We start from the raw sequence: 25,977 nt of genomic DNA on the forward strand, positions 1-25,977 counted from the left end.
CGGCGCGATCGCCAGTGAGATCATCTTGTCGGTTCGGGACTTGCGGATCTGGTTTCAGACCCGCCGCCTTACCGCCAAGGCGGTCGATGGCGTCACCTTCGACCTGAAGCACGGCAAGACGCTGGCCGTGGTCGGAGAATCCGGTTCCGGCAAGTCGGTGACCAGCCTGTCGATCATGGGCCTGCTGTCACGGCCCGGAAGGATCGCCGGCGGCCAGATATTGTTCCGCGACCGGCAGGAGCATGTGCACGACCTCGCCGGATTTACCCAGAAGGAATTCCGCAAGGTACGCGGCCGGGAAATCGCAATGATTTTCCAGGAGCCGATGACCAGCCTGAACCCGCTCTTCACGGTCGGCGATCAGATCGGCGAAATGATCGCCCTGCACGAGCCGGTGAACCGGCAGGAAGCGCGCAGCCGTGCGCTCGCCATGCTGAAGCATGTCGAGATTCCGGACGCCGTCTCGCGGCTCGACGATTATCCACACCAGATGTCCGGCGGCATGCGCCAGCGCGTCATGATCGCCATGGCACTCGCCTGCAATCCGTCGCTGCTGATCGCCGACGAACCGACTACTGCCCTCGACGTCACCATCCAGGCGCAGATCCTCGATCTCTTGCGTCGCCTTCAGGTCGAGATGGGGATGTCGATCCTTTTCATCACCCACAATCTCGGCGTCGTCGCCGAGATCGCCCATGATGTCGTCGTCATGTATGGCGGCCGTGTCGTCGAGCAGGCACCGGTCAACGACCTGTTTGCGCACCAGCGCCATCCCTACACGAGGGGGCTGCTGGCCTGCACGCCCAATGCCGCGCGCGACATCGGTGACGACGGCGAGCGCCGGACGCTCTATTCCATTCCCGGCAGCGTGCCGCCGATCACCGCACTGCCGCCGGGTTGCGCCTTCGAGCCGCGCTGTGACTTCGCTATTGCGCCCTGTCGGGCGGCACCGCCGCCATTGATGCCGGCAGGACTGCATGGCGCTTCCCGTTGCATCAGGAGTGCAGAGCTGTGAGCGCCCCGGTGATCGCCGGTCGTGCGGAGGCTGCGCCATTGCTCAGCGTGCAGGGTCTGACGAAGCATTTTCCCGCCCGCAATGGCCGCATCATTCATGCTGTCGAGGATGTCAGCTTCGATGTTGGACGCGGCTCGACGGTCGGGTTGGTCGGCGAGTCCGGCTCCGGCAAGACCACCGCCGGGCGCGCCATCCTCAGGCTGGTAGAGCCGACCAGAGGCAAGGCGCTGTTCGACGGCGTCGATCTCTTTTCGCTGTCCGCACGTGAAATGCGCGGCTACCGGCAAAAGCTGCAGATCGTGTTCCAGGATCCATTCTCCAGCCTCAACCCGCGCATGCGCATCGCCGCCATCATCGGCGAGGCACTCGACGCACGCGGCTTTCCGCGAGGCAAGCGGCGTGCCGACAGGGTCGCCGAACTGCTGACGCTGGTCGGCCTGTCACCCGATCACGCCAAGCGCTACCCGCACGAATTCTCCGGCGGCCAGCGCCAGCGCATCGGCATTGCGCGCGCGCTCGCCGTCGAGCCGGAATTCGTCGTCGCCGACGAGCCGGTCTCGGCGCTTGATGTGTCGGTGCAGGCGCAGGTGCTCAACTTGCTCGGTGGGTTGCAAAAGCGGCTCGGCCTGACGCTGCTGTTCATCGCGCATGACCTCTCGGTGGTCGAATACCTTTGCGACGAAGTGGTGGTGATGTATCTCGGCCGCGTCATGGAGCGTGGACCGAGCCGTCTTCTCTACGCCGCGCCGCGGCACCCATACACCAGGGCATTGCTGGCGACGGCACCCGTACCCGACCCGACTCGCCGGCGCACCCACGTCGTCTTGCACGGCGACATTCCGAGCCCGATTGACCCGCCTTCCGGCTGTGTCTTCCGCACCCGCTGTCCGGAGGCAATTGCTGCCTGCGCCGGAATCATTCCGCCCCTCGACGATATCGGCGGCGGGCATCACGTGGCCTGCATCCGGCACAACGAAAAAACGATCTGATTGGAGTTTGTGTATGACTTTTTCCGAGCTCATGAAGCGACCGGAAAGCACGCCCTACGACCGGCTTTTGGCGCTTGGAATAACGCTGCCCGAGGCGCCGCCGCCGATCGCCAATTTTGTCACGCATGTGCAGGAGGGTAAGCTGCTGTTCCTGTCCGGCCAGGGGCCGAGTGAGGCCGACGGCCGGGTCTATACGGGCAAGGTTGGTGCCGACGTCACCGTCGATCAGGCCTATGCCCATGCGCGGCTGACCGGTGTCAACCTCATTGCCGTCATGCACGCAGCGCTCGGCGATCTGCGCCGCGTGCGGCGTGTGGTGAAGGTGTTCGGCATGGTCAACGCCACGCCGGATTTCGCCGACCACCCCGCGGTGATCAACGGCTGCTCGGACCTGCTCATCGATGTTTTCGGCGAGCGCGGCACCCATGCCCGCTCCGCGGTCGGCCACGGATCACTGCCGGGAAGAATCAGCGTCGAAATCGAAGCCGTCATCGCCATTGATTGATCGCATCACGAATAGCCGGAGCACAAGACCATGCCTGTCGACGATATCCGCAGCCATCTGGGCCTCAGGCCCGTCATCAACGTCTCTGGCACGATGACCTCGCTCGGCGCCTCCATTGTCGTTCCCGCGGCTGTCGAGGCTCTGTCCCGCATTCTCACCGAGTTTGTCGAAATGGCCGATCTGCACCGCAAGGCCAGCGCCGTGATCGCCGAATTGACGGGCGCGGAGGCCGGCTTCATCACCGCTTCCTGTTCCGCCGCAATCAGCCTGGCCGTGGCGGCCAGCATGACCGGCCCGGACCTTGCCGCGATCGAACGGCTGCCGGATACCGCCGGACTGAAAGACGAGGTCGTCATCCAGTCCGGCCACATGGTCAGCTACGGCGCACCGATCGAACAGGCGATCCGTCTCGCCGGCGCTAATGTCGTGCCGGTCGGTCAGGCGACCAGCGCCTCGGCGTATCAGCTCTCAGGCGCGATCACCGAGCGCACTGCTGCAGCAATCTATGTCGTGTCGCACCATGTCGTAGAGTATGGGCAAATCCCGCTGAAGATGTTCGTCGAAGCCGCCCATGCATGCGGGGTCCCGGTCATCGTCGACGCAGCGTCCGAATACGACCTGGCGGGTTTTCTCGCCAGCGGAGCCGATCTGGTGCTGTATTCGGGTCACAAATTCCTGGGCGGCCCGACATCCGGCATCGTCGCAGGCTCGAAGGCACGGGTGCGCGACGTCTATCTGCAGAACCGGGGCATCGGGCGCGGCATGAAGGTCGGCAAGGAAGGCATCGTCGGTGCGCTCGCTGCTCTCCAGGCCTGGAAAACGCGTGACCATGACGGTATCCGTGCTCGCGAACGCCGAGCGCTCGACTGCTGGGCGCAAGCGCTCGAGGGGCGGCCTGGCATCGCCGCGGCCATCGTACCCGACCCGACCAGCAATCCGCTCGATCGCTTGAAGGTGTCGGTTGATGCCGGCGAAGCCCGCATTACGGCTTGGGATCTGGCCGACCGGATGGCAGCCGGCAATCCGCCGGTGGTCGTCCGCGACCATGAGGTCGAGCACGGCTATTTCTTCCTCGATCCATGCAATTTGCATCCCGACGAAGAATTCGTCGTGGCGGCACGGCTTGCCGAGGAGCTTGATGGCGCGCGCAAGTCGAATGCGATCATCGCCACACCATGGAACGAGCGTCTCATGGCCCGCGAGGCTGCGATCCTCAACTGGCCGGATTGAGGGTGGCTGTGGTAAATGCCCGGCTGCCTTACAGTGCACGCAAAACCGAGAATGCCATGCCCACCACAGCGCCCGACCTGCACCTGAACCCGGCCGAAGGCGCACGGGAGCCCCGCCGCTCGCGCACCAGCGGTATCGACCGTGCGCTGCAGATCCTCGATTATCTGCAAAAGCAGGGGCGGCCAGCAACGGCGTATGAGATAGCACACGACATCGGCGCCCCCCTCTCGACGATCTACGTTATCGTCGACGATCTGGTCGAAAAGGAACTGCTGGACCGCAAGGACGGCGGCCTGCTCTGGCTGGGCCCGCGGCTCTATCAGTACGGCCTGACCTATGCTCGCACATTGGACCTGCTCAATGTGGCAACGCAGGAGATGCACGAGCTGGCCCAGAGTTCGAAAGAGACGATCCAGCTATGCGGACGTGACGGTGACCACATGGTCGTGCTTGCGATGGAAGAGGGCAAAGATCATTTCCAGGTCACATCCCGTGTCGGGACCCGAACGCCGCTGAACTGGACTGCCTCCGGCCGGCTGCTCGTCGGCCATTTGCCGGAAGCCGAACGCCGCGCAATTTTCGCCCGATCCGCGATCGCCTCTCCGACTGGACGCGCCGAGACGGACGAGGATGTGCTCGCTCGGGCGGCCGCCGCAGCACTGGAGCAGGGCCTGTCGATCCAGGCTGGTGAATCCGACTTTTCAGTTGCCTGCATTGCGGCTCCCATCCGTGACAACCAAGGAGCCTGCCGTGCCACGATCTCGATCGTCGTCCCGGACGTGAAGCTGAAGCAAAAGAACCCGGATTTGATTACGATGGTCAAGACCAGTGCGCGCCGCATCGAGTCGCGGCTCGGTTGGCGGGCCGACCGGCCATAACCAACGCCCGGCGCGAGTTGGCAAAATGGCGGGATGGTGCGCTTCTGCACATCCCGCTCACCGAACCAGAAATGATCCCATTGGACCGGCGTGTCGCTCACTTGCACACAATGTCCGGATGGCGAGCTGGTGTGAGCGATGCCACGGGGTCACGTTACAACCAAAGAATTTCGCTCGGTCGGCAAAGTAGGACTGTCGCATGGCGATGTTGTGGCGATAACGGGCGCACCGAAGGTCGCGACCAAGGCTTAATCCTTCACCGCTAAAAGGGTTCCAAGATCATGGCGGCCCAGGCGCCTGCAGAGCGACAGATCGCGCGCCCTAGGAAAATGCGCTTGAGAAGGCTGAGGGCCGCACTAAGCTCGGGTTCTTTCACTTGCGTGGGATAGTGATGAACAGTGGAGCGACGAGCCGCCAGGCGGGCCGTGCCAGACATTGGGCAATCGCGCTGACCGAACGGAAAAGCGTCACCGGCACCGACGGCGAAGCCGCGTTCGGCCTATGGCTGGCCGACGGGTTGCGCCGCGAGACCGCGTTTCGCCACGCGGAAACCTGGACCATAGAGGTCAAACTGGGAGACCGCCGGCACTGCGTGGGGATGCTGGTCCGTGGCACTGGCCGCGCCACCGTTGTGCTGACCGGTCACTACGACACCGTCACAACGCGCGACTATGGCGAGCTGGAAAATCTGGCCACCCAGCCGCAACAGCTCACCAAGGCGCTGAGCAAAGCTTGGCCATGGCCGATGCGCCTGCCGCCAGGCGGGCGCGGGACGATTTCGTCTCGGGAGAGTTTCTCGCCGGCCGCGGCCTGCTAGACATGAAGGCCGGCCTCGCCGCCGGGCTGGCGGTCTGCGCCGAATTCGCCGAAAGCCCCGATCCGGGCGGGAACCTTCTGTTCATCGCCGTTCCCGACGAAGAGAACAATTCTGCCGGTGCGCGCAAGGCGGCACAGGCTTTTACCACCATTGCCAGCGAGCGCGGGTTGGATATCCTGGCGGCGATCAATCTCGATGCGATCGCCGACGACGGTGACGGCAGCAAGGGTCGCATCATCGCGCTCGGAACGGTGGGCAAGCTGCTTCCGACCGCCTATGTCGTCGGAGTTCCCGCGCATAGCGGTTTTCCCCTGAATGGCCTGAATGCCGCAGCGGTTACCGCCGCAATAGCCGCCCGGGTGGAATGGGCATCGGAGCTTACCGACGATTTCCAGGACGTTCAGGGCACGCCGCCGAGTCTGCTCAGCATCCGCGACGGCAAGTCCGGCTATGACGTGACAACGCCGGCTACGGCCTTCGCCACCTTCAACGTGCTGAGCTATCGCTGGACGCCCGATGAGGTGCTTGATCGTTTCGATCGGCTGTGCGCAGATGCTGTTTCTGCCTGCCTGACGGAGCTGAAGCGGCGGCGGCGCTCCCAGCACGGCAGCGCCGCGATCGATCTCGTCGAAACAATTCCCCTGTATCGTTACGAGGCAGTGCTGGACCGTCTCGATGCGGAAGCAAGATCAAGGCTTGGCGCGGTTGGAGCGTCCCTTGCCGCTGGCGATCTTCCTCTGCCGGAGCAATGCCGGCTGGCCACCGAGGAGGCATGGCGATTGAGCCGCTTGCTGGGACCGGCAATCGTCACCGGCTTCGGCTCGATACCTTATCTGCCGACGGGCCTTTCGGAGAAGCCGGCAGCGGCGAGGCTGCGCGCGCCATCGTCTCGGACATCGCCGCCGGCGCAAGCGCCCGCTATGGCTCAGCAATCAGCTGTGCGGATTATTTCGCCGGCATCTCGGATATGAGCTTCTTTGGGGAGGCCGCCGAGTCCGGTCTCGACGTCGTCGCCCGCAACACGCCGATGTGGGGGGAGGGCATTCGCTGGCCGAAGTCAGGTGGGCTAGCCAACATTCCCACCATCAATATCGGCCCGTGGGGACGAGACTACCACACGCCGCTCGAGCGTCTGCATATCGGCCACGCTTCCGACGTCCTGCCACAAGTCGTGAGCGATGTTTGTGCTGCACTTCTTACAAAGCCGGAATAGGCGCGAAAGCCCTATGCCTCGACACCTTGCCAGGAACAAATCTTCAACGCCAAGGTCTGGATGTCAGATCCACCGGCGAGGAAATCCGATGGACACTGATGTCAATTCCGAAACCCGCTCGATCTTCATTGTCGGGTTGCGCAACGCGAACGCCATGAAGAATCAGGCGCTGTCGATCATGAAGCCTCAAGTCAAGCGGATGGAGAACTATCCGCAGGTCGCCGACCGCCTGCAGCAGTACATCCAGGAGACAGAAGGGCAGATCGCCCGGCTCGAATCGATTCTGGACGGCCTTGATGAGGACCATTCGACCTTCAAGGACACAGCCATGTCGATGGTCGGCAGCATGGCGGCGATGGGACATTCCGTAGCCGGTGACGAAATCCTCAAGAACAGCTTCGCCAATTTTGCGTTCGAAAACTATGAGATCGCGCCCACAACTCCCTGCTCGTGCTCGCCGAGGCCGGAGCGTTCAACCGGGCAAAAAGCTCTCTTCAGCAAAACCTGAACGAAGAAGAGGCCATGGCCGACTGGTTGAAGCAGAACCTGCGCGACGTAACCTTTCAATACGCCAGGCTGCGTGAGCCGGGAGAGACCGCCAAGAGCTAGGCCGCCCGCTGGCCAAGAGGAGTTCCTGGCAACCACCCTCGGCGGATCGACCGCGACGGGGTGGTTGTTTTCAGGACCGGACGGAGAGCCTCCGTTTTTGATCGATTGATGCCCCGGCAATCACAGCCGGCTGGAAAGGTGGCGGACCCCTGGCGGACTTCCGACATTCTGACCCCGGGTGAAACATTCCGACGGCGGGGCGGCCCGCGACAGGCGTCACCACGAAAGACCGGCGACAGCGCTATGGCGTAGTTTTCGGAGACTCCTCCGATCCGGGAGTCGTCCGACTCCGGCAAACGATCGCGAATGGCTTCCTCGGTTTTGCTTGCCGTCGATTTTACGACTTCCCCGACGCGGTCGACCAACGTCTCGGCATCGCCGCTGGTGCCCTGTCGGTCAGCCTCTTCTTTTGCGGTCTCATAGGCTTCGGCGGCGACCTGCTTGGCCTGCTCCAGGCCCTTCTCGAAGACGTCCTCGGCACTGTCACGAAGCTTGTCACGGTAGGCGCCAAGTTGCTCGTCTTCCGCGGCGGTGTGAGGCAGCATCACGCCGATGGCGGTGCCCACGGCAAGGCCCACCGCGGCTATCGCCAGAGGCTCGCGCTGGAACAGGTCCTGCGCCGACTGACGCGCCCGTGCGGCCACATCACTGGCGGCTGAGCCGAGCTGTCCTGCCGTGCTTCTCACTCCTTCTCTGGCGTTATCCGCAAGGTCTGCCACAGCTTCAGCGGCGCCGCCTGCAACGGAAGCAACCGAACCAGCGGCATCGGAGAGCGTGGTGCCGATTCCGGAATCTTCGCTCTCGGCACCGTACTCGTCGCCGCTCGACCCTGCCATCCCTCGCCGCCCAAGTTGCGCCGGTCGGAGAAATCCCTGGCGGGGTCAGGTTCTCTGCGGGTCTGATAGTCACCTAGTGCTGAACTGTCCACGGACGTGCCCTTGCCGAGCATCAGCCAGGCCAGGCCGGCGCCGACCAAGGTAAGCGGCAACGGATTGTCCCTGACCTGAGTCTTGAGGTTGGTGAGCATAGCGGATCCCTCACCGCTGAATATTCCGGTGAATTCGTCGATCAGTTGACCCGGTGTCATCTTGCTGCGGATCGAGTCTGCGGTATCTGCGACTCTGGCGCGGGCGATATCAGCATCGCGTTCCAACTCGGCTGCGGATTTTTCGGTCATCTTATCTGTTCCTTGATCACGCGTGCATCACGCTTAAGCTGGTCTTGTGTGCGGTCGGGCGTGAGTTCGGAAGGAGCCATGCTTGCTTTGCCGGAGCGCAAGAGTATGACGCCCAGCATCGCCACCACGACGCCGACCAGCAGCGAAGACCATCCGGCTCCCAATCCGGCGCTCGCCAAGGCAATCACCAGCGCCTGCAAAAGCACCATCAGGGCGGCGAGCAGGCAAATGGCGCCTCCTACCACCTCCACGGCGCCGGCGCCGGCCTTGCTCACCTTTTCCGACATTTCAGCCCGCAACAGCCTGCTTTCGGTTTGAAGCAGAGTTGTAACCTGCTGTGCCAGATCGCCAACAAGGGTTGTCAGGCTGCGAGTGTCCTGATTGTCGGTCATGGGTTTTGCTCCAGACTTGCATCGGCCCAGTCATCGCCGGACTGATCGAGCGGGATAACGTAGGCTCAACTGGCTCTGCCGATCGCCATCCGAACTCATTCGAGCTCGAACCCGTCTCGGACGCCCGGCCTGCTCCCGACTGATCCGGGGTCCCGATCGAAGCAGATGGCGGCGAGCTCTTGATGAACCGTCCTAACGCCAAGCCAGCCAATACCGAGCCAGCGATCAGCGCCCCGGAGTTTTCACGGCCGAAGGACTGGATTTCGCCAAGCACCTCATCGAACGGCTTATCCTTTAATGAGGATGAAAGCCGCTCAAGCCCGCCTGCGGCATCGAGGGCGAACTTTGAAGCGGTCCGTTGATCATTATTGGCCAGATGCTCGCTTGCCGCGCGCAATGCACCGCTTAAGGCCTTCAAGTTGGCGCTGACGTCGCGTTGTGTTCCCTCTGCCTTGTCGAACAACGCTTGCTTGGCTTCCGAAGCGTAATCGCTGGCTTTCCGAGTGACCTCGTCGCGAGCGTCATGTAGCGCCTCGGTCGCGGTCTGCTTTTCTCGTTGTAATCTTTCCGAAAGCTCGCTTTTGGCTGTCTCGAAATCGGCCGTCTGACGGCCCTGATCGTTTTGGTGCTGCATGGTGTCTCCTAGTGGAATCCGAGGAAGGAGAGGATCGCAAGCACGACGACGACAAGGCCGATGAGATAAATGACACTGTTCATGGCGCAATCTCCTCCACTTCGCACAGAACTTGCCTGGGCTTCCTGAGTTCCCTTCCGGCGACATCTTTTTTGGTAAGCGCTGCCTAACCGTTCTGAGGCCTGCTTCGCCCCTGCGAAACGCCGTCACAAAGAAGTTTTCTCGCGCCGTCCGCAATGCCTCTGTGAGGGCCGTGATCGGCAAGCCGCGGCAGCTGCCACGGCTTGTCTTCACCAGTCGATCGCAGGCCGCGCGATCATCAGCACCTCAGGTCCGGCAAATGGGATCTGCCCACCTGTCAGCGGTTCTGCGCTCAGGCCGAGCCGCTCGACGTGTTCTGGTTCGAGGAACCCATGTGGTATGATGATGTGGGGTCCCATGCCGCGCTTGCGCGATCGACGTCGATCCCCGTGGCTCTTGGCGAGCAGCTCTATACCGCCGACGCGTTCAACACCTTCATCGACGCCGGCGCGGTGCAATACGTGCAGCCTGACGTCACGCGCATCGCGGGTATCACCGAGTACATCCAGGTTGCGCACAACGCCCACTCGCACCGCCTGCCGGTCGTCGCTCACGTCGGCGACATGGGGCAGGTGCATGTTCACCTTTCATACTGGCATCCGGCGACCTCGATGCTGGAATACATCCCCTGGATCAAGGACTGTTTTGTCGAGCCCATCAAGGTCGAGGACGGCCACTATGTCCGGCCGCAGATGCCTGGGGCAGGTTGCACGCTGACCGACCAGGCGGTGGCGGCATTCGGTCAGTCCTGCTAGTGCCGGAGGGAAGGATGAGGAGCTTCTACCAGTGGAGCGCGAGTTCGAGGGCCGAACGGCCTCTGTACTCGGGGGAAGTTCCGGCATTGGCTTGGCCACGGCCCGGCTGCTAGCCGAGCGAGGCGCCAACGTTGCCGTAGTCGGTCACGCGGACGATACACTCGTCGTCGCCAAACAGTTCACCGACGATGGGCACCCTCGGTCGCCGTGATCCCGCCGTCAGCTGTCCACACCACGCGAACTGTTGACGCTGGCCTCAATCAACTGGTCGACGTCTTCTCTCCCCCAGACTCGATTTCCCGCAAAAGCAGGGATGGGTACTGAACGCGACGACTATCCGCTCCCCTGATTCGGGATCGGGAACTATGGAGGCTGGCCTTCAACTTTGATCACCAGCGTTGATGCACGTAGGGCTTGATATCCTGGTCGTAGACAGTACGGATCTCCTCCATGACCTCGCCGGAGAGCGGCGGCAGTGCCGCGGCCTCGGCATTGGAGCGGGCCTGAGCCGGGTTGCGCGCGCCGGGAATAACCACCGTGACCGCGTCGAACATTAGGATCCAGCGCAGCGCAAATTTTGCCATCGTCGTGCCATCAGAAACCAGCGGCCGGATGCGCTCGACCGCCGCCAGCCCGACCTCATAGGGCACACCCGAGAAGGTTTCACCGACGTCGAAGGCCTCGCCGTTGCGGTTGAATTTGCGGTGGTCATTGTCCTCGAATTTGGTCTCGGCCTTGAATTTTCCCGACAGCAACCCGCTGGCCAGCGGTACGCGGGCGATGATGGCGACATCGTTATTCTTGGCCAGGTCGAAGAACTGTTCGGCAGGGCGCTGGCGGAAGGCGTTGAAGATGATCTGGACGCTGACGACGCCTGGATATTCCATCGCCTTCAGCGCCTCTTCGACGCGCTCGACGCTGACGCCGTAGTTGCGGATCTTGCCTTGCTCAACGAGGCGGTCGAGCCGCTCGAACACTTCCGGGTGATAATAGAGGTCGGTCAGCGGGCAATGCAGTTGCACGAGATCGAGCGTGTCGGCCTCGAGATATCTGAGGCTGCGGTCAATCCAGTCGGTCAGGTTCTCTTGCGTAAAGCCTTCGACCGTCTGCGTCGGCAGCCGCTTTCCGGCCTTGGTGGCAATGAATGGCCGCTCCCCGCCGCGTTCCCTCATCACCCTGGCGATGAGTTTCTCGGAGCGGCCGTCGCCATAGACATCGGCGGTGTCGATGAAGGTCACGCCGGCATCGAGGGCGGCGTGCAGAGCGGCCACTGCGTCGTCGTCATTGACCTCGCCCCAGGCGGCGCCGATCGCCCATGAACCAAAGCCGATCTCGCTGACCTTGCGGCCAGTGCGGCCGAATTTCCGTGACTGCATGTCCTGTCCCTCGTTCCGGCTAGCAAGCCGATTCGCATCCTGCTCGCGGTACTTAATCGAATGATGACGCGATTGACATCCGCGTTCGTTAGATTTACCAGATAACAGGGTTGTATGACAACCCGGTAAGACTGCAAAGATTTGGAGTCGGGAGGATCTCAAGTTGAAAACCGTTCTGAAAATGAGCGCGTCGGCGGCACTTTGCCTTAGCGCGCTTGCCCATCCTGCGTTCGCCGAGGACAACATCGTCAAGATTGGCGTCGTCGCGGCGGAATCGGGCTCGTTCGTTTCCGCCGGTCACACTTTGCCCGCGGGCGTCGGGCTTGCCGTCAAGCAGATCAACGACGCCGGCGGCATCAAGGTCGGCGGCAAGACCTACAAGCTGGAAATGGTCAAACGCGATGACCGCACCGATATCGCCACCGCCATCGCCGCCACCCAGGAACTGGTTCGCGACGTGAAGGTGCAGGCGATCTTCGGATCGGAGACGCATGACTTCACGCTGGCGATGGCCAAGATCACGCAGCCGGCCAAGATCATTCATTTCGCCGGCAATTCGACACTGGCGAAAATCCTGACACCCGACTCCGTCAAGCCGGGCGGAGAGGATCACTATCTCTTCCAGTCCGAGCCGCAGGAATTCCAGCGGTCCGGATCGACCGCGCGGGGCGTGTTGACCTTGCTTGAACCACTGCTCGGTTTTAAGCCAAAGAAATCGGTCATGATCGTCGGCAACGACGCCACCGGCCAGTTCCTGTCGTCCTATTACTACAAGGCGCTGAAAGCCGAGGGCCAAGACGTTCCCGACATCATCTTCTATCCGCCAGATACGACCGACTTCTCGCCCTTCCTGACCCGCGCCAAGAGCCTCAATCCGGATATCATCCACTTCTGGTACAATGGCGATTCAACGCTGACGGCGCTGCCGCAGGCGCTCGAACTGGGTGCCGCCAAGAGCTATTTCCTGTTCGGCGTCGACCCCGGCATATGGAAGGAAAAGGCGCTGACGGCCGATGTGCCGGTGGCAATGAGCTGCGTGCCGGTCTGCTGGGGCGAGTCGTCCAACCCGAAAGCCAAGGCCTATTTCGACGCTTACTTCGCCGCCGGCGCGCCGCACGGCGTGACCTCGTCGGTGTCGCTGCTCTACCACGACTATGTGCATTTCCTCGCCGAAGCATGGGAGAAAGCCGGCAGCTTCGATCCGGACAAGACGGTCGAAGCGTTGCTGACGCTGCACCATCAGGGCGTGGTCTCGGATGACCTGATTTTCAATCCAACCCATCAGGTCACCCATGCCACCGAGGTCTGCGCCGCGGCACCTGGCGGCGCCATCTCCTGCTCCATGCAGCAGCCGCCGGCTGAAGCCCCGAAGAGCTGATCTGGGAACTGATCCCTGAGTTGGCGGCGTCACCCGTTGCCAACTCATCCTTCTTGAATACAGGCAGGTCTTGATCGCCCGCCTCCATCAACAGCGGATGTCAGCCGTGGATATCTTTATCCAACAGATCCTCAACGGCCTTTCCATCGCCAGCGTGATCACACTCATCGCCATTGGCGTGACCCTGATCTTCGGCCTGACCGGCATCATCAACTTCGCTCATGGCGAATTCCTGATGATCGGCGGCATCGTCACCTGGCTTGCCGTCAGCGCCGGCCTCGGCTTTCCGCTTGCGGTGGTGTTGGCGATCCTGGCGGTCGGGCTGATGGGCTACATTCTCGAGCGCGGCCTTTTCCGCTTCACGCTTGAGCGGCCGACCAATGGCTTCATCGTTTCGCTCGGCCTCATCGTCGTCCTGCAGCACGTCGTCGTGCTGTTCTGGAACCCCAACCAGAAGAGCATCCCGCGCCCGCTGACCACCGTCTGGGACGTCGGCGGCGTGCGTATCGCGTCCGTGCGCGTCATGGTCATCCTGATCACCATCGCCGTGGTGGCGCTCAGCTTCCGGATGATCACGGCAAGCCGCTACGGCCGGGCGTTGCGGGCCAGCGTGGAGGACCGCGACACCGCGGCCCTGATGGGCATTCCGGTGCGCCGCTACATCTCCGGCGTGTTCGTGCTCGGCAGTGCGCTTGCCGGGCTTGGCGGCGCATTGCTGATCGCGCTGTTTCCGATCACGCCGTTCACCGGTGGCGCCATGGTGATGAAGGGGTTCGCCGTTGCGCTGATCGGCGGGCTCGGCAACATCTACGGCGCCGTCGCCGCCGGTCTCATCCTCGGCATCGTCGAAGGCTTCAGCGCCGGCTACGGCTTCTCGCAATGGACCGACGCCTATTCCTTCGCCCTGATGATCCTGGTGCTGATCGTTCGCCCGCACGGCCTGTTCGGCGGCACCAGCGGACCCAGGATGGCGTCATGAACGCAGGCCAGGAGTTCCACGGTGGTCGCGCGGCCCCCGCCTTCAAGGCAATGCGGTCCCTGCCTCCGGTGCTGGTCATCCTGGCGCTGATCGCGCTTGTGCCGCTGTTCTCGCCGAGCAACCGCTTCCTGTCGCTGGCGATCTCGGCCGGCACCAATGTGATCGCCCTTTACGGGCTGTCGGTGCTGTTCGGCCAGACCGGCATCCTGTCGATGGGCCACGCGGCATTGGTCGGCGTCGGCGCCTATGCAGCGGCGATCCTGGCGCGCGATTTCGGCGTCGGCTTTTGGGCAACGCTGCCGGCGGCCGCCCTTGCGAGCGCCGTATTCGCGATGATTGTCGGCATTCCGTCGCTGCGCGTCGGCGGCCATCACTTCGTCATCATGACTTTCGCCTTCGGGCAGTTGCTCGCCATCGTGCTCACCAATGGCGGCGACTATACGGGTGCGGCGACGGGGCTCGACCTTGCTGGTCCGGTCACCCTGTTCGGCGCCGACATGAGCGACCTGACGCGCTACTATTTGATGGTGGTGGCTTTCGTGACTGTCGCGGCGGTGGCGAGCTGGGCGATCATCAACTCGTCCTATGGCCGCACGTTGCGTGCTATCCGGGAGAACGAGAAACTTGCGGCTTCGCTCGGCATCAATGTCGGCCGGCACAAGATCGGCGCTTTCGTCGTCAGCGGTGTCTTTGCCGGCATCTCCGGTGTGCTGCTGGCCTATTTCCTCGGCCACATCTCGCCGACGCAGTTTGCGTCCTTTCCGAGCATCTATCTGGCGCTGATGGTGATGATCGGCGGCGCCCGTCTGATCGCAGGTCCTCTCGCCGGCGGCATCCTGGTCGCCTTCCTGCCGGAAGTTCTCAATCTCGATCCGGTCCAGTCGCGCATCGTCTACGGCGTCTGCCTGATCGCCGTCATTCTGCTTCTGCCCGACGGACTGATCGCCGGCATCGCCGCGGCCGTGCGCAAAGTCCTTTTGGCGAGGCCGAAAGAGCGGCAGGAACTGGAAAACAGTGCCGGCGGCAGTCCCTCCGAGGCGCGGCGATGAGCCCGATCCTGGAGATCCGCGCCTTGAGCAAGCAGTTCGGCGGCGTCACCGCGCTCGCCGGCGTCGACCTCTCCATCACGGAAGGCGAAATCCTCGGCGTGGTCGGCCCGAACGGCTCGGGCAAGACGACTTTGTTCAACGTCGTCACTGGCGTCCATAAGCCCAGCGCTGGCAGCGTGTCGTTTCGCGGGCGCGACATCACCGGTTCGGCGCCGCACGCCATTTCGCGGGCAGGCATCGGCTACACCTTCCAGCAGGCGATGGCTTTCGCCGGCCTCGGCGTGCTGGAGAATGTGCAGATCGCCGGCGAGCATGTGCGAGCCCGAGCAAGCGCCAACACCCCCTGGCCGAAGCCGCAGGCGCTGCTCGATTTCGTCGGTCTGACAGCGCTAGCGGATGAAAAGGCCGGCGTGCTGCCGTTCGGCAGCCTGCGCCTGCTCGGCCTGGCGCTGGCACTCGCCGCGCAGCCGACGCTGCTGCTGCTCGACGAGCCGGCCGCGGGGCTCAACGACCGCGAAACCACTGCTCTTGTCGGGCTTGTGCGCCAACTGCCAGGCCATGGCATCACCGTCTGCGTCATCGACCACGACATGAAGCTGATGCAGATGCTGTGCCGGCGCCTTGCCGTGCTCGACTTCGGCTCCAAGATCGCCGACGGAACGACCGAGACGGTGCTTGCCGATCCCAAGGTCCTGGAAGTCTATCTGGGAGGCGACCTGTGAGCCTGCTCGCCATTTCCGATGTTGTCACCGGCTATGGCCCGACCATCGTCAACCGGGGTGTCTCGCTGACTTTGGCCAAAAGCGAGATCGTCACAATCCTCGGGCCCAACGGCGCCGGCAAGTCGACACTGCTGAAGGCGATCGCCGGGCTGGTCAGGCCGCGCGCCGGCAACATCGTTTTCGACGGCGGCGACGTTACCGGCCTGCCCGCCGATATCATGGCAACCCGTGGCGTCGTGCTGGTGCCGGAGGGACGAAAAATATTCGTCGACATGACGGTCGGGGAAAATCTCCGCCTCGGCGCCTATTCACGCCGTGACGATGATGCCATCGAAGCCGACTTCGCTACGATGCTGGCCTTCTTTCCGATCCTCGCCACCAAGCGGCGCGACAAGGGCGGCTCGCTGAGCGGTGGCCAGCAGCAGATGCTGGCGATCGCGCGCGGCCTGATGGCGCGGCCGCGCGTTCTCCTGCTCGACGAGCCGTCGCTCGGCCTGTCGCCGCTGCTGGTCAAGGAGATCAAGGCGATCATCCTCGACGTCGGCGAGCGTTTTGGCGCCTCGGTGCTGCTGGTCGAGCAGAATGCCGGTCTGGCGCTGTCGGTCGCCTCGCGCGGCTACCTGATGCAGAACGGCCGCATCGTCGTCTCGGGGCCGATCGCGGAATTGCGCGACATGTCGCTGATGCGGGATCTCTACCTCGGCGGCGTGGCGGGAACAGCGATATGAGCAAGGGCTCAGTCGCCGCGTTCGGCCTTGTCGCGCAAGGTCGCGAAACGGGCATAGCTCTTGGTCAGGTGGCTGCGCATGGCACGGCGCGCCGCATTCACGTCCCTGGCTTCGATGGCGGCGAGAATGGCTCGATGCTCGCGCTGCATGCGGGCGAGGTATTTTTCCCGTTCGGGAACGGTCATGCGATCGAGCCGGGTCCACTGGCGCGGGATCATGGCGCTGCCAAAGGTGTCGAACAGCCGGGTGAAATTGGCGTTACGCGTCGCGGCGAGAATGGCGCGGTGAAAGCCGAAATCCTCTTCCGAGCCCGACTCGCCGGCGCGGACCGCGGCTTCAAGCGCGTCAAGCCGGGAGCTCATCTGCTCAAGTGCTGCGTCGCTGCGCCGCTCGGCGGCAAGGCCGGTCGCTTCCACCTCGATGCCCATGCGCAGTTCGAGCACACGCAACACCTCGTCGATCGATTCAAGATCGTCCGGCAGGATGGAAAAGGTCCGGGGCAGGGGATCCTTGGTGACGAAAGCACCCAGACCCTGGCGGGTGGTGATAAGCCCCCGGGCGCGCAACGCAGCCAGCGCCTCGCGCACGACGGTGCGGCTCACGCCGGTCGCAGCGACGATCTCCTGCTCGGTCGGCAGCCTCTGACCCGGCGCAAGGTCGCCGGCTTCGATCTGCGCGATCAGTGTGTTGACGAGCCCGCTCCTCAGATTAGGCGCTTGCGGTATGGCGTCGAAAAGCATGGTCTCGTGATCCGCCATCGGGGGATGCAGCCTCCGGTCCGATTCTCCGGCAAGGATTGCATCGACACGTTCTCGCCGCAAGGTGAGGAAATGCAGCTGCTGCCCGGCATGCGGCACAATTGGAGAAAAACATGAAGGAACGCATAGGCTTCATCGGACTGGGCAGCATGGGCGCCGGCATGGCTGCCAATCTTCTGGCCAAAGGCTGGCCTCTGACGGTCTGGGCGCATCGCAGCCGCGATGCGGCCGACCGGTTCGTCGCGGCCGGCGCCACAGAGGCAGAAAGCCTGCACAAGCTTGCCGCCGCGAGCGACGTCGTCGTCCTTTGCGTCACCGGTTCGCGCGAGGTGGAAGCGCTGGTGAAGGGACCGGACGGGCTGGCTACGGCCGGCAGACCGCTGCTGATCATCGACTGCTCGACCTCCAACCCGTCGTTGACGACAGCGCTGGCGGCCGAACTCGCCGCTCAAGGCTTGACGCTGATCGATGCGCCGCTGGCGCGTACACCCAAGGAAGCAGCCGAGGGCAAGCTCGACGTCATGGTCGGCGGCTCGGCAGAAGCCGTCGCGCGGGCGCGGCCGGTGCTCGAAGCCTTTGCCGCGCGCATCGTGCACACCGGACCGACCGGCAGCGGCCACACCATGAAGCTGCTCAACAATTTCATCTCGATGGGGTACTCGGCGATCTATTCGGAGGCGCTGACGCTCGGCGCAAAGGCCGGCCTGACGCCGCAGGTCTTCAACAGCGTCATCTCGGGCAGCCGCATGGACTGCGGCTTCTACCAGGCCTTCTTCGACTTCGTGCTGAACCGCAACGAGAACGCACAGCGTTTTGCCATCGCCAATGCGCTCAAGGACATGACCTATCTTGCTTCCTTTGCGCAGGCTGCCGGCGTCGCCAATCCGATTGGTGCTGCGGTGCGCAACGGCTTCGCCACCGCAGTCACCACCGGTCATGGCGAAAAATTCGTGCCGGCGCTTTCCGATATCATCGCCGGCCTGAACGGGGTCTCGCTGGTTGAGCCCAAAACGAACTGATGTGGAGCGAAGCCCGTTACCCGATGGCTTGCCCGCGAGTGGCCTTCTTTCGCCTCGCCTGTGGCAACTGAAGTGTCACCTCGGCGACCGCATCACTGTCATGCAGCCCGACGCGCAAAGCGGCTCCCGCCAGATGGTCATGCATGGCCGTTTGTGCCGCCTCGACATCGCCAGCGCGGATGGCGGCGAAGATGCGCTCGTGCTCGCCCAGCGTGATGCGCGCCATGTCGTCGGATTTCTGCTGGTTGCCGGCGGCGAGGATGCTTTCGCGAACGCGCTCTGAAACGAAGACCAGAAACTGGCCCATGTAGCTGTTGCGCGTCGCCTCGGCGACGGTGCGGTGGAATTCAAGGTCGCTGCGCAGCCAGGCGACGCTGCCATAGGGCGCTGCACGCATGCCGGCCAACGCTTCGCCCATCGCTGCGAGGTCGGCGGCTGTATGCCGTGTTGCGGCAAGTGCGGCGGCCTGCACCTCGAGGATGCCGCGCAGTTCGAACAGGCTGCGGAAAGAGTCGGCACGTTGCAGCGCTTCGTAGTCGATGGTGAGCACGGTCGCGTTGCCGGCTTCGACGACGAAGGCGCCGCGCCCCTGCTGAGACCAGATGCGGCCTTCCGAGCGCAGCCGCGCGATCGCCTCACGCACGACGTTGCGGCTGACCCCGAAAGTGGTGGCCAGCGCCTGCTCGGTTGGCAGCTGATCGCCGGGCTTCAGGCGCCCCTGTGCGATCTCGCGCGAGATGGAACTGGCGACCAGAGTGGAGAGGTGTGGTCCGCGATTGACCTTGTCGAGCTTCAGCGTCATCGCTCACCTATAGTCGACGGCGGATTTGGACGCCAGAATGCGCCCGTTGCTCAGGATGTGGTGCGGATCGAAGGCTTCCTTGATGCCTGCCGCCAGATCGAGCGCCACCGGGTCCATGCGTTCGAGGAAGGCCTTCTGCTTGACCCGGCCGATCCCGTGTTCGGCGCTGATCGAGCCGCCATAGCGGTCGACTACTGCGAAGATATGGGCTTCGGCCTCTTCGAACAGCTGCTCGACGGCCTCGGGTGCCATGCCTTCCGGCGGCACGACGTTGAGATGGATGTTGCCGTCGCCGACATGGCCGTAGGTGACGGCGAATGCGTCCGGCCGCGCTTGCTCCAGCGCCGCCAGTGCGTCGGTAACGAAATCAGCGAGTTTCGAGATCGGCACCGAAACGTCGGTGCGCAGATAGCGGCCGCCGCGGCCCTGCCGCTCGACCATGATCTCGCGGTAGCGCCACAGCCGATCGCCCTGGGCTCTGGTCGAGGCCACCACGCCGTCCTCGACGAGATCGGTAACGCCGGCGAGAAAATCCAGAAGCATGGCGGACAAGTCGATCAATCCGCCGGCGGAAACTTCGATCAGCACATAGGCCGGGTAGGCTCTGGTCAATGGCTCCCGAAAATCCGCAGCCTCGCGCATGGTGATCTCGATGCCACGGCGCAGGATCAATTCGAAGGCGGTCAAAAGGTCGCTGCAGTCGCGCCGTGCCCGTGCATAGAGCGCCATGGCGTCCTCGACCGAGCGCAGCCCGACCAACGCCGTCTCGATCTGCGTCGGCTTAGGATAGAGTTTTAGCGCCGCGGCGGTGACGATGCCGAGCGTGCCTTCGCTGCCGATGAAGACCTGCTTGAGGTCGTAGCCGCGATTGTCTTTGCGCAGCACCTTCAGTCCATTCCACACCCGACCGTCGGCCAGCACAACTTCCAGGCCAAGCACAAGGTCGCGCGTCATGCCGTAGCGTAGCACGTTGAAGCCGCCGGCATTGGTGGCGACGTTGCCGCCGATGCGGCAGCTCCCTTGCGCCCCGAAGGTGATCGGCAGCAGGCAATCATGCGCTTCGGCGGCACGCTTGGCGTCCTCAAGGATGCAACCGGCCTCAACCACCATGGCGAAATCGATCGGGTTGACGGAGCGGATTGTGTTCAGGCGCTCCAGCGAGATCACCACTTCGCCGCTGTCTGCCGCCACCGCCGCGCCGACGAGGCCGGTCAGGCCGCCCTGTGGCACGACAGGGATACGCTCCTCGTGGCAGCGCCGCATCAGCGCCGACATCTCCGCGACCGAGGCCGGGCGCGCCACCGCCAGCGGGCGGCCGAAATGGTCGCCCGACCAGTCGCGGCTATAGCGCGCCAGATCTTCCTCGTTAGTCAGCAACCCGCCATTCGGCAACACGCCGGCAAGGGCTGCTATCAGCGATGCGGAGGTGGGCTGCACGACATTCATGACCTGGCTCTGGACTCTCTGCGGAAACGACTGGACAACCACCGTTCTTGTCGTGTTATCATACAACCCTGATTTAGAACATCAAGCGGCGCCGTTTCCCAACCAGCCGTTTGATGTGGATGGTCAGACCAGCAAATCACCGAATTCGGAGGACTTTCCCCATGAGCGACGCCCCAGGCCGCTTCCGCTACATGCATACCATGATCAGGGTGCTCGACCTCGACAGGTCGATTGCCTTCTACACCGAAGTGCTCGGCATGACCTTGCTGCGCCGGGACGACTATCCGGGCGGCAAGTTTACCAACGCCTTCGTCGGCTATGGTCCGGAGGACAAGGAGGCGGTCGTTGAGCTGACGCTGAACTGGGGCCGCGAGGAGCCCTACGAGATCGGCACCGGCTTTGGCCATCTGGCGCTCGGCGTCAACGACATCTACGGCGTCTGCGCCGAGCTCGAAAAGCGTGGTGCCAAGATCCCGCGCAAGCCCGGGCCGATGCAGCATGGCACGACCCACATCGCCTTCGTTGAAGACCCGGATGGCTACAAGATCGAACTGATCGGCCTCGACACGATGTAGGGGCTTCAGGCGGGACCGCATCGGCTTTGTGCCGATGCGGTCCCGTCCTGTCCGCGCTTGCTTGGGAGGCGGTGCGGATGGCTCTGTCACTTGATGACCGCGATCTTGCTGCGGTCGATGGTGATGGCGACGGCGGCGATCAGGACCGCGCCGAACACCATGTTTTCCAGGAAAATGTTGACGCCGATGAAGGTCATGCCGATGCGCACGATCGAAATGATCAGTGCGCCGACCGCCGTGCGGGCGACACCACCCAGTCCGCCGGTGATGGCGGTGCCGCCGACGATGACGGCGGCAATGGCCGGCAGCAGCAACTGATTGGCGAGAACCGGCGAGCCACTCGACAGCCTTGCCGCCAGCACGACGCCGGCGACGGCGGCCAGCATGCCCGAAGCCGCAAAAGCGATGATCTTGGTGCGGTCGACATTGATGCCTGCCGCCCAGGCAGCAGGTTCGCCGGCGCCGACTGCGATCGCCTGGCGGCCAAAGCGCGTATAGCGCAAGGCGAGAAAGCCGGCGATGCCGATCACCGCCGAAATCAGCACCACCACCGGCAGGCCGGCGATCGTGGCGTTGATCCAGGCGGTGTTTTCGCGGCCGCCTTCCTCGATGGTGATGGCGCGGCCGTCGGAAACCCAGAGCGCAATGCCTGTCACCACGCCACCGGTGGCGAGCGTCGCCACGAAAGACGGGACGCGCAGCTTGACGTGGACGATACCGCTCAACACCCCGAAGGCGAGACCGGACAGGATCGCCACCGGAAAGGCGGCGAGGCCGAGCGAGGGCAGCAACTGCGCCAGGATCACGCTCGCCAGCGAGGCGACCGCCTGGATCGACAGGTCGATGCCGCCGAGCAGGATGGCGAAGGTGACGCCGGTCGCCAGGATGAACAGCACGGCGGTGTTGGCGAACAGCAAGGCCACGGTTTCGCCGGTGAGAAAGCCGGGTGCGGCGATCTCGATGATCAGCAGCAAGGCGACAAGCAACACCAGCGGAATGGCGCCATGTGTCCATTTGCTGTCGAGGAATCTTTGCAGGGAAAATATCTCTTTCATAGGCCGGCCTCACACCATCGCCCGCAACAGTTCGACCTGGTCCGGCTTGTTGCCGGGACTGGCGTCGAAGCGCGCGGTGATCTCGCCGTCGCGCATCACCAGCACCTGGTGCGACAGACCGATCGTTTCCTCCAGCGTGTCGGAGATCAGCAGGATCGCCACGCCCTGTCCGGAAAGATCGCGGATCAATTCATAGACCTCCTCCTTGGCGCCGACATCGAGGCCGCGGGTCGGATGGTCGAGCACCAGGATGCGCGAGCCCGCCGTCATCCAGCGTGCCAGCACCACCTTCTGCTGATTGCCGCCGCTGAGCTTGCGGCAGGCCGCATCGGGGCCTGGCGCCTTGATGCGCAGCCGCTTGATCCAGTCGGCGGCAAGCCGGCGCTCCTTGCCGTAGTCGATCGCGCCGTGGCGCATGACACTCGACAGGTCGGCGAGCGAGATGTTTTCTGCGATAGACAGGAACATCACCAGGCCCTCGAGCCGCCGTTCGCGCGGCACATAGCCGATGCCCTTGCGCACGGCCGGCTCCGGCGAGCCGAAATGCACGGCGTCGCCGGCGATTATAATTTCGCCTGCGCTGTGCTGAAGGAAGCCGCCGACCGTGCGGGTGACTTCCTCGCGGCCGGAACCGACGACGCCAGCGATGCCGACGATCTCGCCGGCCCTGATCCTGAGGTCCACGCCATGGTAGGCGCCGGCGACGCCAAGCCGCCTGGTTTCGACCATTGTCTCCTCGCGCGGCGCCTGCTGGCGGGCCTCGCGGTAGTATTCGGCCTGCAGCCCGCGTCCGACCATGATCTCGTGCAGCTCCGGCGCGGTGACCTCGGCAGTGCGGTGTTCGGCGACCACCGCGCCATCCTTCATCGTGTAGACGCGGTCGGAGATCGCCAGCACCTCGTCGAGACGGTGCGAGACGAAGACGAAGCTGGCGCGGGATTTGAGCGAACGGACGCGCGCGAACAGCACCTTGATGTCGGCGGCATTGAGCACCGAAGTCGGCTCGTCGAGCAGGATCAGCAGCGGCCGCTCGACCATTTCCTCTAGCGTCAGCGCCTTGGCCAGCTCGACCATCTGGCGCGCGGCGAAGGTGAGTTCGGAGGTGCGCGCGGTGACATCGATGTCTATGCCGATCTTGCCGAGCTGGCGGCGCGCTGCTGTATTCAAGCCGCGCCAGTTGACGATGCCGAAGCGCGTGAAGCGGTCTTCCTGGCCGAGATAGATGTTTTCGGCCACCGTCAGGTTGAGCACCAGCGATTGTTCCTGGAACACCATGCCGATGCCGTGCCTTGCGGCGTCGCGGGCATTGCGCAGCTTAAGTTGCTCGCCGTCGAGCGTGAGGGTGCCGCCATCCGGCCGGTAGGTGCCGGCCAGCACCCGCATAAGCGTCGACTTGCCGGCGCCGTTCTCGCCGATCAGCCCAACCACTTCGTTCGGCCGAACCTCGATCGAGACGTCGCGCAGAGCGTGGACGCCGGGAAAAGTCTTGATGATGCCGGATGCGCTCAACATGGCGCTCACTTCACTATTTTGAGGCGGACGCGATCGAGCGACAGCGCCACAGCGGCGATGATCATCAGTCCCTGCACCGTCTGCTGGATGAAGGGCGAGATGCCGAGCAGGATCATGCCGTTGGCAAGCACGGTGACGATCAGCACGCCGATCAGCGTGTTGACGACGCCGCCCTCGCCGCCGGTCAAAGCCGTGCCGCCGACGACGACGGCGGTGACCGCGGCAAACAGCCTGCCGTCGCCGATGACGGCATGCGACTGGCCGAGTTGAGCCGCGGCAAGCACGCCGGCTATGCCGAAGAAGAAGCCAGCCAGCGCGAAGGCCGTGATGCGCACGCGCACCACGTTGACACCGGAGAGCTTGGCCACGTCCTCGTCACCGCCGATCGCCAGGATGTGGCGCCCGAGCTTGGTGTGATACTGGATGACGGCGGCGAGCAGGAACGCTCCGGTGGCGACCCACACCGCCAGCGGCAGCCCAAGGAAACGGGTCAGCGCCAGATCGCGGATCGAGGCGTCGTTGAGGCGGATCGCCGAGCCGCCGAGCATATAGACCGACAAACCGAGACCGATGAACCACATGCCAAGCGTGGCCATGAAGGACGGGATCCTCAGCATAGTCTGCACCAGACCACTGACAAGGCCCATCGCCGTTCCGGCAGCCACCGCAGCGAGCACCGCCCACCAGCCGTAGTCATTGCCGTTGCCGTCATTGGCGGCGAGCAGCACCACCACCATCGCCGCTACCGACAGCGTGCCCTCGACCGACAGGTCGATGCTGCCCATCAGGATGATGAAGGTCAGCCCCATGGCCAGCGTTAGCGGCACGGCGGCCGAATTGGCGACGCGCACGAGGTTGCGCAATTCGATGAAATTGGGATTGGCAATGGCGATCAGCACGCATAGCACGATCAGCACCGCCAGCGGCGCCAGGCTGCGCCAGCGCCTGCCGCCGAACAGGCCGGCGATGCGGCCGGGGATCAGTGTCATAAGCGTCGTCCGCTCGATGTCCGAAACGGACTTCAGGGGTTCTGTATCGATTGTCAAGAAACCGCTTCCCGTCTGCGTCATGACAGTCGCCGATGCTGATGCAATGGCGTCTGTAAAAGGGAGCGGGCCGCCAGGGAGTAAGCAGCCCGCTCCGGCGATCAGGTACGGATGGCTCCGGTCACCCGACCCCACAGGTCGTTCCAGTCGATCTCGGGCTTCGCATCGACGTTGGTCTTGTAATACTCCTCGACATTGTCGTGCGAGATCAGCACCGCCTTGCCGTAGAATTCGCGGTGCTCCGGCGGCTCCTTGACCGGATCGAACTTGCCGATCTTGGCGTTGTAGCCGATGGCTAGCCCCATGCCACCCTGCCAGAACGGATCCGAGGTGACGGTGCAGGCAAACTCGCCCGTGCGCACTGCGTCCACCGCCGTCTTGATGCCGTCGACACCGACGATCGGCACCTTGCCGGCAAGGTTTTCGGCGCGCAGCGCTTCGAGTGCGCCGGAGCCCATATCGTCATTGGCGGCCCAGATGCCCTTGATGTCGTCGCCGAAGCGGGTGAGCAGATTGCCCATCAGGTCGAAGGCTTCGGTCGATTTCCAGTTGGCGACCTGGAAGTCGAGCAGCTTGATGTCGGGATTGGCGGCGAGCGCCGCGTCGAGACCCTTCTTGCGTTCGATCGCCGCGGTGGTCGAGATCAAGCCGCCGAGTGCGACGATGCCACCCTTGCCGCCGATCGTCTTGAACAGGATCTCGGCGATGGTCTTGCCACTCGAGATGCCGTCGAACTCGATGTGGGAAACGTAGTTCGGGTTGAAGTCCTTGGGGTGCAGATCCGGCGGCTTGTTCCATTGCGTCACCACATAGGCGCCGGCCTTGGCGCAGGCCTCGACGATGGGGCGCGCGTCCGGCGTATCGTTGGGGTCGGAATTGAGCACCATGTTGCCGCCGGTCTTGGCAAGCATGGCCTTGATGTCGGCGATGCCCTTCTCGCTGTTGCCTTCCGAAACCAGCGTAACATGCTCGAGTCCGGCCCATTTGGCATAGGCCTCGGCGCCGGTTTTCCACACCGCATGGTAGGGATTAGATAGCGAGCGGATCGACGTCACCAGCGTCGGCTTTTCCTGTGCGCGCAGGACCCTTGGCATGGCAAGTGCGGCCACTCCGGCCGTGGCGCCCAGCATCAGTGTCCGGCGACTGACTGTGCCGGAAAGCGTCAAACTCTTCCTGTCCTTCATTATCAAACCTCCCGATTGAAATCTGTTTCCCGCCCGGCTGCATGCGCGGGGAC

The 25,977-nt window shown here is 63.7% G+C and carries 28 protein-coding genes and 2 pseudogenes; 18 read left to right on the plus strand and 12 right to left on the minus strand.

From position 1 onward, the window contains the following. Positions 1-7 precede the first annotated feature (7 nt). The 9 genes and pseudogenes from NKJ23_RS07320 to NKJ23_RS07360 all read left to right on the plus strand — a co-directional run bounded on the left by NKJ23_RS07320 (position 8) and on the right by NKJ23_RS07360 (position 7,256). Entirely contained in the window at positions 8-1,015 is a 1,008-nt protein-coding gene (locus NKJ23_RS07320) for an ABC transporter ATP-binding protein (protein WP_352679863.1), read from the plus strand. Further along, complete coding sequence (locus tag NKJ23_RS07325; protein WP_352679487.1) at positions 1,012-2,004, plus strand: ABC transporter ATP-binding protein; 993 nt, start codon at positions 1,012-1,014, stop codon at positions 2,002-2,004. Before NKJ23_RS07320 ends, NKJ23_RS07325 begins: the two co-directional genes overlap by 4 nt. A gap of 13 nt (positions 2,005-2,017) precedes the next feature. Then, complete coding sequence (locus NKJ23_RS07330) at positions 2,018-2,509, plus strand: RidA family protein (RefSeq protein ID WP_352679490.1); 492 nt, start codon at positions 2,018-2,020, stop codon at positions 2,507-2,509. A 30-nt stretch (positions 2,510-2,539) separates the two neighbouring features. Beyond that, positions 2,540-3,739, plus strand: a complete 1,200-nt coding sequence (locus NKJ23_RS07335) for an aminotransferase class V-fold PLP-dependent enzyme (RefSeq protein ID WP_352679493.1) — start codon at positions 2,540-2,542, stop codon at positions 3,737-3,739. A 56-nt stretch (positions 3,740-3,795) separates the two neighbouring features. Beyond that, positions 3,796-4,617, plus strand: a complete 822-nt coding sequence (locus NKJ23_RS07340) for an IclR family transcriptional regulator (protein WP_352679496.1) — start codon at positions 3,796-3,798, stop codon at positions 4,615-4,617. A gap of 391 nt (positions 4,618-5,008) precedes the next feature. Further along, positions 5,009-5,434, plus strand: a complete 426-nt coding sequence (locus NKJ23_RS07345; protein ID WP_352679499.1) for a hypothetical protein — start codon at positions 5,009-5,011, stop codon at positions 5,432-5,434. Beyond that, positions 5,356-6,405 carry a M20/M25/M40 family metallo-hydrolase gene (locus NKJ23_RS07350; protein WP_352679502.1) on the plus strand — a complete coding sequence of 350 codons (1,050 nt, stop codon included), beginning with the start codon at positions 5,356-5,358 and terminating at the stop codon, positions 6,403-6,405. Before NKJ23_RS07345 ends, NKJ23_RS07350 begins: the two co-directional genes overlap by 79 nt. Further along, entirely contained in the window at positions 6,402-6,647 is a 246-nt protein-coding gene (locus NKJ23_RS07355; protein WP_352679505.1) for a hypothetical protein, read from the plus strand. The genes NKJ23_RS07350 and NKJ23_RS07355 overlap by 4 nt, the downstream gene beginning before the upstream one ends. Before the next feature lie 88 nt (positions 6,648-6,735). After that, positions 6,736-7,256, plus strand: a pseudogene (locus NKJ23_RS07360) (ferritin-like domain-containing protein). Here NKJ23_RS07360 and NKJ23_RS07365 read toward each other — a convergent pair. The 4 genes from NKJ23_RS07365 to NKJ23_RS07380 all read right to left on the minus strand — a co-directional run bounded on the left by NKJ23_RS07365 (position 7,253) and on the right by NKJ23_RS07380 (position 9,459). After that, a complete protein-coding gene (locus NKJ23_RS07365) occupies positions 7,253-7,822 on the minus strand; it encodes an ATP synthase subunit B family protein (protein ID WP_352679508.1) in 570 nt (189 codons plus the stop codon). The pseudogene NKJ23_RS07360 and the gene NKJ23_RS07365 overlap by 4 nt on opposite strands. Positions 7,823-7,938: 116 nt before the next feature. Beyond that, positions 7,939-8,433 carry a hypothetical protein gene (locus NKJ23_RS07370; protein WP_352679510.1) on the minus strand — a complete coding sequence of 165 codons (495 nt, stop codon included), beginning with the start codon at positions 8,431-8,433 and terminating at the stop codon, positions 7,939-7,941. Then, the gene (locus tag NKJ23_RS07375; protein ID WP_352679513.1) at positions 8,430-8,825 is read right to left on the minus strand and encodes a phage holin family protein; all 396 of its coding nucleotides are present in this window, start codon (positions 8,823-8,825) and stop codon (positions 8,430-8,432) included. The genes NKJ23_RS07370 and NKJ23_RS07375 overlap by 4 nt, the downstream gene beginning before the upstream one ends. Then, positions 8,722-9,459, minus strand: coding sequence for a hypothetical protein (locus NKJ23_RS07380; protein ID WP_352679515.1), 738 nt, complete (start codon positions 9,457-9,459; stop codon positions 8,722-8,724). Before NKJ23_RS07380 ends, NKJ23_RS07375 begins: the two co-directional genes overlap by 104 nt. A gap of 332 nt (positions 9,460-9,791) precedes the next feature. On the opposite strand from NKJ23_RS07380, the pseudogene NKJ23_RS07385 reads away from it, so the two are divergent. Further along, positions 9,792-10,295: pseudogene (locus NKJ23_RS07385) on the plus strand (enolase C-terminal domain-like protein); the annotation flags it as partial. 31 nt (positions 10,296-10,326) lie between these two features. After that, positions 10,327-10,506, plus strand: coding sequence for an SDR family NAD(P)-dependent oxidoreductase (locus NKJ23_RS07390; RefSeq protein ID WP_352679518.1), 180 nt, complete (start codon positions 10,327-10,329; stop codon positions 10,504-10,506). A 178-nt stretch (positions 10,507-10,684) separates the two neighbouring features. Here NKJ23_RS07390 and NKJ23_RS07395 read toward each other — a convergent pair whose 3' ends face one another. Continuing rightward, on the minus strand, positions 10,685-11,671 hold the full coding sequence (locus NKJ23_RS07395) for an aldo/keto reductase (RefSeq protein ID WP_352679521.1): 987 nt from the start codon (positions 11,669-11,671) through the stop codon (positions 10,685-10,687). A 163-nt stretch (positions 11,672-11,834) separates the two neighbouring features. On the opposite strand from NKJ23_RS07395, the gene NKJ23_RS07400 reads away from it, so the two are divergent. The 5 genes from NKJ23_RS07400 to NKJ23_RS07420 all read left to right on the plus strand — a co-directional run bounded on the left by NKJ23_RS07400 (position 11,835) and on the right by NKJ23_RS07420 (position 16,527). After that, the gene (locus NKJ23_RS07400) at positions 11,835-13,049 is read left to right on the plus strand and encodes an ABC transporter substrate-binding protein (RefSeq protein WP_352679524.1); all 1,215 of its coding nucleotides are present in this window, start codon (positions 11,835-11,837) and stop codon (positions 13,047-13,049) included. 97 nt (positions 13,050-13,146) lie between these two features. Then, complete coding sequence (locus NKJ23_RS07405; protein ID WP_352579325.1) at positions 13,147-14,028, plus strand: branched-chain amino acid ABC transporter permease; 882 nt, start codon at positions 13,147-13,149, stop codon at positions 14,026-14,028. Then, the gene (locus NKJ23_RS07410; protein ID WP_352679526.1) at positions 14,025-15,077 is read left to right on the plus strand and encodes a branched-chain amino acid ABC transporter permease; all 1,053 of its coding nucleotides are present in this window, start codon (positions 14,025-14,027) and stop codon (positions 15,075-15,077) included. Before NKJ23_RS07405 ends, NKJ23_RS07410 begins: the two co-directional genes overlap by 4 nt. Next, positions 15,074-15,799, plus strand: coding sequence for an ABC transporter ATP-binding protein (locus tag NKJ23_RS07415; RefSeq protein WP_352679528.1), 726 nt, complete (start codon positions 15,074-15,076; stop codon positions 15,797-15,799). Before NKJ23_RS07410 ends, NKJ23_RS07415 begins: the two co-directional genes overlap by 4 nt. After that, positions 15,796-16,527 carry an ABC transporter ATP-binding protein gene (locus NKJ23_RS07420; protein WP_352679530.1) on the plus strand — a complete coding sequence of 244 codons (732 nt, stop codon included), beginning with the start codon at positions 15,796-15,798 and terminating at the stop codon, positions 16,525-16,527. The genes NKJ23_RS07415 and NKJ23_RS07420 overlap by 4 nt, the downstream gene beginning before the upstream one ends. Before the next feature lie 8 nt (positions 16,528-16,535). Here the strand turns inward: NKJ23_RS07420 and NKJ23_RS07425 are convergent, their stop codons facing one another. Then, a complete protein-coding gene (locus NKJ23_RS07425; RefSeq protein WP_352679532.1) occupies positions 16,536-17,285 on the minus strand; it encodes a FadR/GntR family transcriptional regulator in 750 nt (249 codons plus the stop codon). A gap of 101 nt (positions 17,286-17,386) precedes the next feature. Between NKJ23_RS07425 and NKJ23_RS07430 the strand changes: the two genes are divergently transcribed. After that, a complete protein-coding gene (locus NKJ23_RS07430) occupies positions 17,387-18,304 on the plus strand; it encodes an NAD(P)-dependent oxidoreductase (protein WP_352679534.1) in 918 nt (305 codons plus the stop codon). A 16-nt stretch (positions 18,305-18,320) separates the two neighbouring features. Here the strand turns inward: NKJ23_RS07430 and NKJ23_RS07435 are convergent, their stop codons facing one another. Continuing rightward, positions 18,321-19,106, minus strand: coding sequence for a FadR/GntR family transcriptional regulator (locus tag NKJ23_RS07435; protein ID WP_352679536.1), 786 nt, complete (start codon positions 19,104-19,106; stop codon positions 18,321-18,323). Between the two features lie 3 nt (positions 19,107-19,109). Further along, entirely contained in the window at positions 19,110-20,552 is a 1,443-nt protein-coding gene (locus NKJ23_RS07440; RefSeq protein WP_352679539.1) for an FAD-binding oxidoreductase, read from the minus strand. 161 nt (positions 20,553-20,713) lie between these two features. On the opposite strand from NKJ23_RS07440, the gene gloA reads away from it, so the two are divergent. Beyond that, positions 20,714-21,127, plus strand: a complete 414-nt coding sequence (gene gloA, locus NKJ23_RS07445) for a lactoylglutathione lyase (RefSeq protein WP_352679542.1) — start codon at positions 20,714-20,716, stop codon at positions 21,125-21,127. Positions 21,128-21,213: 86 nt separating this feature from the next. Here gloA and NKJ23_RS07450 read toward each other — a convergent pair whose 3' ends face one another. The 4 genes from NKJ23_RS07450 to NKJ23_RS07465 all read right to left on the minus strand — a co-directional run bounded on the left by NKJ23_RS07450 (position 21,214) and on the right by NKJ23_RS07465 (position 25,924). Further along, entirely contained in the window at positions 21,214-22,182 is a 969-nt protein-coding gene (locus NKJ23_RS07450; RefSeq protein WP_352679545.1) for an ABC transporter permease, read from the minus strand. Between the two features lie 9 nt (positions 22,183-22,191). After that, positions 22,192-23,694: a sugar ABC transporter ATP-binding protein gene (locus NKJ23_RS07455; RefSeq protein ID WP_352679548.1), complete on the minus strand. Its 1,503-nt coding sequence runs from the start codon at positions 23,692-23,694 to the stop codon at positions 22,192-22,194. A 5-nt stretch (positions 23,695-23,699) separates the two neighbouring features. Beyond that, positions 23,700-24,683: an ABC transporter permease gene (locus NKJ23_RS07460; protein WP_502902511.1), complete on the minus strand. Its 984-nt coding sequence runs from the start codon at positions 24,681-24,683 to the stop codon at positions 23,700-23,702. 158 nt (positions 24,684-24,841) lie between these two features. Then, entirely contained in the window at positions 24,842-25,924 is a 1,083-nt protein-coding gene (locus tag NKJ23_RS07465; RefSeq protein ID WP_352679552.1) for a sugar ABC transporter substrate-binding protein, read from the minus strand. Between the last annotated feature and the right edge of the window lie 53 nt (positions 25,925-25,977).

This window comes from Mesorhizobium sp. M0184, assembly GCF_040322215.1.
Classification (GTDB): Bacteria; Pseudomonadota; Alphaproteobacteria; order Rhizobiales; family Rhizobiaceae; genus Mesorhizobium.

Bases quoted from the DNA above. Each gene is read 5' to 3' on its own strand.
- NKJ23_RS07330 (WP_352679490.1), top strand. From the start codon at position 2,018: ATGACTTTTTCCGAGCTCATGAAGCGACCGGAAAGCACGCCCTACGAC.
- NKJ23_RS07335 (WP_352679493.1), top strand. From the start codon at position 2,540: ATGCCTGTCGACGATATCCGCAGCCATCTGGGCCTCAGGCCCGTCATC.
- NKJ23_RS07340 (WP_352679496.1), top strand. From the start codon at position 3,796: ATGCCCACCACAGCGCCCGACCTGCACCTGAACCCGGCCGAAGGCGCA.
- NKJ23_RS07345 (WP_352679499.1), top strand. From the start codon at position 5,009: ATGAACAGTGGAGCGACGAGCCGCCAGGCGGGCCGTGCCAGACATTGG.
- NKJ23_RS07350 (WP_352679502.1), top strand. From the start codon at position 5,356: ATGGCCGATGCGCCTGCCGCCAGGCGGGCGCGGGACGATTTCGTCTCG.
- NKJ23_RS07355 (WP_352679505.1), top strand. From the start codon at position 6,402: ATGAGCTTCTTTGGGGAGGCCGCCGAGTCCGGTCTCGACGTCGTCGCC.
- NKJ23_RS07370 (WP_352679510.1), bottom strand. From the start codon at position 8,433: ATGACCGAAAAATCCGCAGCCGAGTTGGAACGCGATGCTGATATCGCC.
- NKJ23_RS07375 (WP_352679513.1), bottom strand. From the start codon at position 8,825: ATGACCGACAATCAGGACACTCGCAGCCTGACAACCCTTGTTGGCGAT.
- NKJ23_RS07380 (WP_352679515.1), bottom strand. From the start codon at position 9,459: ATGCAGCACCAAAACGATCAGGGCCGTCAGACGGCCGATTTCGAGACA.
- NKJ23_RS07395 (WP_352679521.1), bottom strand. From the start codon at position 11,671: ATGCAGTCACGGAAATTCGGCCGCACTGGCCGCAAGGTCAGCGAGATC.
- NKJ23_RS07405 (WP_352579325.1), top strand. From the start codon at position 13,147: ATGTCAGCCGTGGATATCTTTATCCAACAGATCCTCAACGGCCTTTCC.
- NKJ23_RS07410 (WP_352679526.1), top strand. From the start codon at position 14,025: ATGAACGCAGGCCAGGAGTTCCACGGTGGTCGCGCGGCCCCCGCCTTC.
- NKJ23_RS07415 (WP_352679528.1), top strand. From the start codon at position 15,074: ATGAGCCCGATCCTGGAGATCCGCGCCTTGAGCAAGCAGTTCGGCGGC.
- NKJ23_RS07425 (WP_352679532.1), bottom strand. From the start codon at position 17,285: ATGGCGGATCACGAGACCATGCTTTTCGACGCCATACCGCAAGCGCCT.
- NKJ23_RS07435 (WP_352679536.1), bottom strand. From the start codon at position 19,106: ATGACGCTGAAGCTCGACAAGGTCAATCGCGGACCACACCTCTCCACT.
- NKJ23_RS07440 (WP_352679539.1), bottom strand. From the start codon at position 20,552: ATGAATGTCGTGCAGCCCACCTCCGCATCGCTGATAGCAGCCCTTGCC.
- gloA (WP_352679542.1), top strand. From the start codon at position 20,714: ATGAGCGACGCCCCAGGCCGCTTCCGCTACATGCATACCATGATCAGG.
- NKJ23_RS07450 (WP_352679545.1), bottom strand. From the start codon at position 22,182: ATGAAAGAGATATTTTCCCTGCAAAGATTCCTCGACAGCAAATGGACA.
- NKJ23_RS07455 (WP_352679548.1), bottom strand. From the start codon at position 23,694: ATGTTGAGCGCATCCGGCATCATCAAGACTTTTCCCGGCGTCCACGCT.
- NKJ23_RS07460 (WP_502902511.1), bottom strand. From the start codon at position 24,683: ATGACACTGATCCCCGGCCGCATCGCCGGCCTGTTCGGCGGCAGGCGC.
- NKJ23_RS07465 (WP_352679552.1), bottom strand. From the start codon at position 25,924: ATGAAGGACAGGAAGAGTTTGACGCTTTCCGGCACAGTCAGTCGCCGG.